The organism is Nocardiopsis sp. TNDT3 (assembly GCF_003427465.1).
Taxonomy (GTDB): Bacteria; Actinomycetota; Actinomycetes; order Streptosporangiales; family Streptosporangiaceae; genus Nocardiopsis; species Nocardiopsis dassonvillei.
In genome coordinates this window covers 1-5,985 of record NZ_QPFC01000638.1, presented here as the reverse complement: position 1 = coordinate 5,985, position 5,985 = coordinate 1, and the positions used below count along the sequence as shown (strand labels likewise).

The following is a 5,985-nucleotide window of genomic DNA, read 5'->3' as shown; positions in this document are numbered from 1 at the left end:
TCGCCACCCTCCTCAACCAGCCCGACCCCCCGACCTCCCCCTGAGCTGGTACGGCACTGGTGACCCTGGTGGCGCTGGTACGGCGGCGAAGGGCGCCCGCCCCGCCCAGGCGGGCACCTCAGCCGAGCACGGCCCGCCCCGCGCGCAGTGCCGCGCACGTCTCGGGGTAGTCGAACAACTCCCCTTCGAGGAGTTCCAGCACGCGAGCCACCCCCACCGCCGGAACCCCGCGCACCTCCAGCACACCGCGGGTCCACGCCAGGAAACGGGTGAAGACCGCACCGTCGCCCACGTACAGCGACGTCAAGAGGAAGTCCGTGATGTGCCCCAAATCCTCGACCGTCCGGTCCAGGTCCGCGCCCTCCAGGCTGGCGCCCCGGGCCTCGTAGAGGGCCCGCGCGTGCTCCACACCGGTCCGCACCAGGTCGCGGCGGCGCTGCACCAGGCTCGCGTACTCGGCGGCCGGGGTCAGCGCCTCCTCCCTGGGCCGCAGGGACGACAACGGCATGCGCCGCTCCAACAGATCGGCGGCGGAGCGGGCGTCGGCCGCCCACAGGCTCGCGCCCAACCGGAGCGCGAGGGAGGAGTCCGGCCCGAAGCCGCGCCCCCCGGCGATGACGGGCACCCCGGTCCGCGCGGCGGCGGTGATCATGGCGTGTGCGCTGACCAGGTGCGAGGGCAGGGAACAGCTCAGCGCCACCACGTCGGGCGCGGTCTCCTGAAGGTGCAGGGTCAGGTGGTGGGCGGGCACGCTCGCCCCGAGGAAGGTGACCCTCCAGCCGCGCAGGCGCAGCACGTCCCCCAGCAGCCGCGCGGGCAGGCCGTGCCACTCCCCCTCGACGCAGGCCACCACCACCGAACCCAGGGGGCGTTCCCCGGCCACACGCGCCAGGCCGTGTTCGAGGACCAGGCCCAGGGCGAGTTCACCGATGTGGGTGGCGGCGTGCTCCCTGGCCACCGAGAGTTCGTTGGCCTGCCACATCATTCCCACGCGCATCTGGGACACCGCGATCACGTCCAGGACCAGCGACTCGTGGTCGACTCCGGCCGCCAGCGCCTCCCGCACCACGGCCAGGGCCCCCGCGTCGTCCAGGTCGCGTACGCGCGCGAAGAAGTCGTCGGCGACGACGGCGGGCGACACGGGCGCGACCGCGTCCGGCAGGATGTCGTGGTCAGCGGTCACCGGCGACACCTCCCCGGACGGCGCGGGCCTGCACGGTGAGCACCGTGATGTCGTCGTGCTCCCCTCCGTCGAGCCAGTCCCCGACCACCTGGACGATCCGGTCCGAGACGGCCGGGGCTGGCATGCCCCCGCACTCGGAGAGCAGCCGGGCCAGGCGTTCCTCACCGAGCATCTCCCCGCCCAGCAGGGGATTGCGCGCCTCGGTGACCCCGTCGCTGAAGACCACCATCGTCTCGCCGGGGGCCAGGGTGAACTCCGTCTCCCGGAAGACGGCCTCCTCCACCGCGCCCACGAACAGGCCCCCGATGGACACCTCCCGGACAGTGCCGTCCACGCCCACGACGAGCGGGGGCGGATGGCCTCCCCCGGCGGCGCGGATGCGCAGCCCGCCGCCCGGCAGGGGGCTGGCGAGTCCGAGGAGCATGGTGCTGAACTTCTCGGGGTCGGTGCGCAGCAGCAGGACGTTGAGCAGTTCCAGGAGCCGCCGGGGGTCCTGTTCGACCAGCCGCAGCGCCTCCAGGGACTGGCGGATCATCCCGGTCAGGAGGGCGGCGTCGTTGCCCTTGCCGCACACGTCCCCGAAGGAGAAGTCGAAGCCCTCCTCCAGTTCGTTGACCTGGTAGAAGTCGCCGCCGATGCGCTCGGCCTCGACGGCGGAACGGAAGGCCGCGCCGAGCAAGGCGTGCGCGACGCCGGGCAGGGGCGCGGGGACCAGCGCGGCCTTGAGGGTAGAGGCGGTGCGGGCCTGGTACTGGTACATGCGGGCGGCGCCCAGGGCGGAGCCGACGCGTTCGGCATACTCGGTGAGCGCCTTGGTGTCCGCCGCGTCGAAGTGCCCGTGGGCGCGGTGGAACAGCAGCGCTCCCGCGGTTCCGGACAGGCCGGGGACGGCCACGGCGCACAGCGCGCCCCGCGCGCCGTCGTACCCGGCCAGTTCCAGGAGGAGCTTCTCGACGGGGTCGCCGGGGGTGGGCTCGGCCACCGTGCGCGCCCCGTCCACGACCTCGTTCAGCCAGGCGGCGCCGTCCACCGTGCCGCGGTCCCAGACGCCCTCACCGGTTCCGACGCGGCGGCGACCGCCCTCGGAGGTGAACGCCGCGGTCCAGCGCACCGAGCCGTCGGGCTGGGTGAGGAAGAGCGCGCACGTCTGGGCCGCCTCCGGTACCGGGAAGCGCACCGCCTGCTCCACGAGGCGGACCGGGTGCAGGATGTTGCCCAGCTCGCGGGCGGCGCGGCGGAGTCTGGCGACCGCGGCGGGCGCCGGGAGCGCACCGGCCCGTCGTCCGCCGACCGGCCCGGCCCCGTCGCCCTCCAGCGGAGCACGGTCGCTGGTCCCCGAAGCAAGCACTGGTGTTCCACTCCCCACGCGTCGCGGCGCACGGCCCGCGCCGGGCCGTGCGGGCGGCTCCACCGAGCACGTTCACGTACGCGCGGTGCGCGCGTGGTCGTGGGCGGGTGCCGCAGAGCGTCGTTCCACCGCTGGCGCAGAGAGCGCGCAGGGGGGTGCAAGGGCTACCGGCAGCGGGGAGACGACGCCCGGTATGCCACGCTACCCGCCATACTCTGCGGACACACGGTCCGGGAAGCGAAAGTTGCCGTCCGACAAAATTTCAGTGCCGTGTGTTATCGTGCGGGCCCACAGCCCCGACGCCGGTCCGGCTCCGGCGGGGTCGGCAGGCCCCCTGTCCCGCCCCTGACCTGCCCCGGTGAGGGGAGAAGACGCCTGCCGACCCGCACCGCACGGGGCCCTACCCGCTGTTCCTCACTCCCGGGTGGTGCCGAGCGCCATGTAGTCGTACATGGAGTAGCCCGAGTGGTAGTACACGTTGGTCAGGTTCGGCGGCCGGTAGAGCACCGTGCGCTCGAACACCGCGGGCAGGATCGCCGCCTGCTCCATCGCCCGCCGGTCGATCCGGGTGTAGATCGAGGCGCGCTCCTCGGGGTCCCGCACGGTGATGACCTCGTCGAACCAGCCGTTGATCCGCTCGTCGTCCAGCTCCGAGATGTTGGCGTTGCCCGCGTCCTGGATGGCGTCGCCGTCCAGGATCTTGCTCATGAAGCCGTAGCCGCTCGCCCAGTCCGGGGCCCACCCGTACACGGTCAGGCCCAGGTCGTTGTCCTCCACGAAGGACGGCGACCCGGCCTGGGTGTTGGTGTAGGTGTCCGAGGGGTACTGCTTGATCCGCGTCTCGATGCCCACCCTGGCCAGGGCCTGCTGGAGCGCCTCGGCGGTGCTCACCTCGGAGGGCCGGTCGGCCCGGACGCCGATGGAGGTGGAGAACCCGTCGGGCTCGCCGCACTCCTCCAGCTTCTGCCGGGCCTTGTCCAGGTCGCCCTGGTTGTCCTGTGAGGGGTACAGGTCGATGCCGGGATCGGCCCCCGGCAGCGACGCGGGCATGATCTGGGTGGCGATGTCGCCGCCGGTGTCGCCGCCCCAGGCCCGCTGGAGGGCGTCGCGGTCGGCCGCGTACATGACCGCCTCACGGCAGGCCAGGTCGTCCAGGGGTTCCAGGACGGTGCTGATGTTGACGTAGCGCAGCGTGTTGCTCTGCGGGTTGTCCACGCTGTTCTTGCGCGCCTCGTCGGTGAGCAGGGTGCCCCGCATGGCGGGTCCCACCCCGGCCCCGGCCAGGTCCACGTCCAGGTCGCCGCTGGCCAGGCGCTGGTCGATCTCGTTCTGGTCCACTCCCAGCTGCACCTCGACCCGGTCCGGCAGCGCCTCGCGGGTCGGGTCGGTGGCGGGGTCCCACTGGTCGTTGCGCACCAGGTTCAGGGAGACGCCGGGCCGGTACTCGCCGTCGAACTTGTAGGGCCCGGAGGAGACGACGCGGCTCTGGTACTGCTCACCGCGGTCGGCCTCGGGCGGGACCGGCGCGGTCTGCGGCTGGATGAGCAGGTACGGGAACTCCGCGAAGGGGTCCTTGAGGTGGAAGACCAGGGTGTGGTCGTCGGGGGTCTCGATCCCGTCGAACCCGGCCAGCGGGTCGTCCTCGTCGGCGTAGGGGCCCTCGTAGTCGTCGCTGTCGGCCAGCAGGTCCTGGAAGTACTTGGGGCCGTTGGGCAGGGCCTGGGCGCCGAAGTTGCTGCGCGCGATGGCGTACTCGATGTCGGGCGCGGTGATCTCGGAGCCGTCCTCGTAGCGCAGCCCCTGCTTGATGGGCACCGTCCACTCGGTGAGGTCCTCGTTGGGCCGGGGCATCTCCGCGGCCAGGTCGGGCTGGAGTTCGGTGCCCTCCGCGCCGGGCGCCCCGACGTAGGTGAGCAGGGTGCGCGCGTAGTAGCGGCTGAAGTTCCAGCCGAACGCGTAGTAGGTGTTGCCGGGGTCGGGTGAGTCGAAGTCCGAGGAGATGGCGTAGCGCAGGGTGCCGCCGGTCTGGTCGGAGGGGTTGACCACCTCGGTCTCGCCCTGGTTGAACTCGGCGTCGACCGGGCCGCCTTCGCCCCCGCCTCCGTCCGCGCCCCCGCAGGCGGCCAGCAGCAGCGCCGCGGCCGTGCCCGCGGCCAGGGTCGCGGTCGTCCGGCGGCGTCCGCGGCGCCGCGAGGGCGCCGCGCCTGTGTGGTGGTCGGTGGTCAAGCTTGCCTCCTGGTCGGATTGGCTGGCGGGGGCCGGTGCCCGGCCCGGGACACGCGACGGGTGCGGCCCGTCAGTCGGAGGAGCGGGGGTCGAAGGCGTCGCGCAGCCCGTCGCCGAAGAGGTTGAAGGCCAGGACGGTGACGAAGATGGCCAGCCCCGGGATGAGCACGAAGTGCGGTGCGACGGTGTAGAAGCGCAGGGCGTTGTCGAGCATGCCGCCCCAGGTGGCCATGGGCGGGTTGATGCCCACGCCCAGGAAGCTCAGGGCCGCCTCGAACAGGATGTTGGTGGGGATGAGCAGCGTGGAGTAGACCAGGATCGGCGTGACGAGGTTGGGCAGGATCTCGCGGAAGACGATGTGGGCGCTGCCCGCGCCGAGGCTGCGGGAGGCCTCCACGAACTCGCGCTCCCGGAGGGTCAGGGTCTGTCCGCGCACGATGCGGCCGATGTAGGGCCAGTTGAAGAACCCGATGATGAAGACCAGCACGCCGATGCGCAGGCCGTTGCCGCTCAGGCCGAAGGAGCCGTCGGGGATGACGCCGACCAGGGCGATGGCGAAGAGCAGCAGCGGGAAGGCCAGGAAGATGTCCATGGCCCGGCTGATGACGGTGTCGACCCAGCCGCCGAAGTACCCGGCGACCATGCCCAGGACGGTGCCGATGACCACGCAGACCAGGGTGGCGACCGTGGCGACCAGCAGGGAGGTGCGGGCGCCGTGGACGATGCGGCTGAACAGGTCGCGCCCGTTGACGGGTTCCACGCCGAGCAGGTGGTCGGCGCTGATACCGCCCCAGGGGTCGAGCCCCAGGGAGGGGTCGGCGGGGTCGCGCAGGACGCCGCCGGTGAGCGGGTCGATCAGCTCCTGGTTGAACTGGTTGGGCGGGTAGCCGAACCAGGAGGTGAGCAGGGGCGCGAAGACCGCGACCAGGATGAGCAGGATGACGACGACGCCCCCGGCCATGCCGAGGCGGTCCCTGCGGAAGCGCCGCCAGGCGATCTGGCGCAGGGACCTGTTCGCCGACCCGCGTCCTCCGGCGGCCGCCGCCTCGGGGTCGGCGTGCTGGGAGGACTCGGGCGCGTCCATCGGCACGGACATGTGCACCCCTGCCAGTTGACATGACTTTTCGTAGCTATGGGAACACGAAGAGTTTGCACGAGTGGCGCGGGGGTTTCCAGCCTCCGCGCCGGTGTCCCCGCGCGGCGTCGGGCGCGGTCTTGACCGGAGCGG

Annotated in this window: 4 protein-coding genes; all 4 read right to left on the bottom strand. The window is 72.4% G+C overall.

What is annotated here, in order from left to right; translation table 11 throughout:
* Nucleotides 1-118 precede the first annotated feature (118 nt).
* The 4 genes from DQW06_RS16175 to DQW06_RS16160 all read right to left on the bottom strand — a co-directional run bounded on the left by DQW06_RS16175 (nt 119) and on the right by DQW06_RS16160 (nt 5,853).
* Entirely contained in the window at nt 119-1,183 is a 1,065-nt protein-coding gene (locus DQW06_RS16175; RefSeq protein WP_117198838.1) for a B12-binding domain-containing protein, read from the bottom strand.
* Entirely contained in the window at nt 1,173-2,531 is a 1,359-nt protein-coding gene (locus DQW06_RS16170) for a PP2C family protein-serine/threonine phosphatase (RefSeq protein WP_117198837.1), read from the bottom strand. Before DQW06_RS16170 ends, DQW06_RS16175 begins: the two co-directional genes overlap by 11 nt.
* Nucleotides 2,532-2,945: 414 nt before the next feature.
* Nucleotides 2,946-4,757 (bottom strand): ABC transporter substrate-binding protein, encoded by a 1,812-nt coding sequence (locus DQW06_RS16165; protein ID WP_071622271.1) that lies wholly within the window; start codon nt 4,755-4,757, stop codon nt 2,946-2,948.
* A gap of 70 nt (nt 4,758-4,827) precedes the next feature.
* The gene (locus DQW06_RS16160) at nt 4,828-5,853 is read right to left on the bottom strand and encodes an ABC transporter permease (RefSeq protein WP_013153612.1); all 1,026 of its coding nucleotides are present in this window, start codon (nt 5,851-5,853) and stop codon (nt 4,828-4,830) included.
* Nucleotides 5,854-5,985 lie beyond the last annotated feature (132 nt).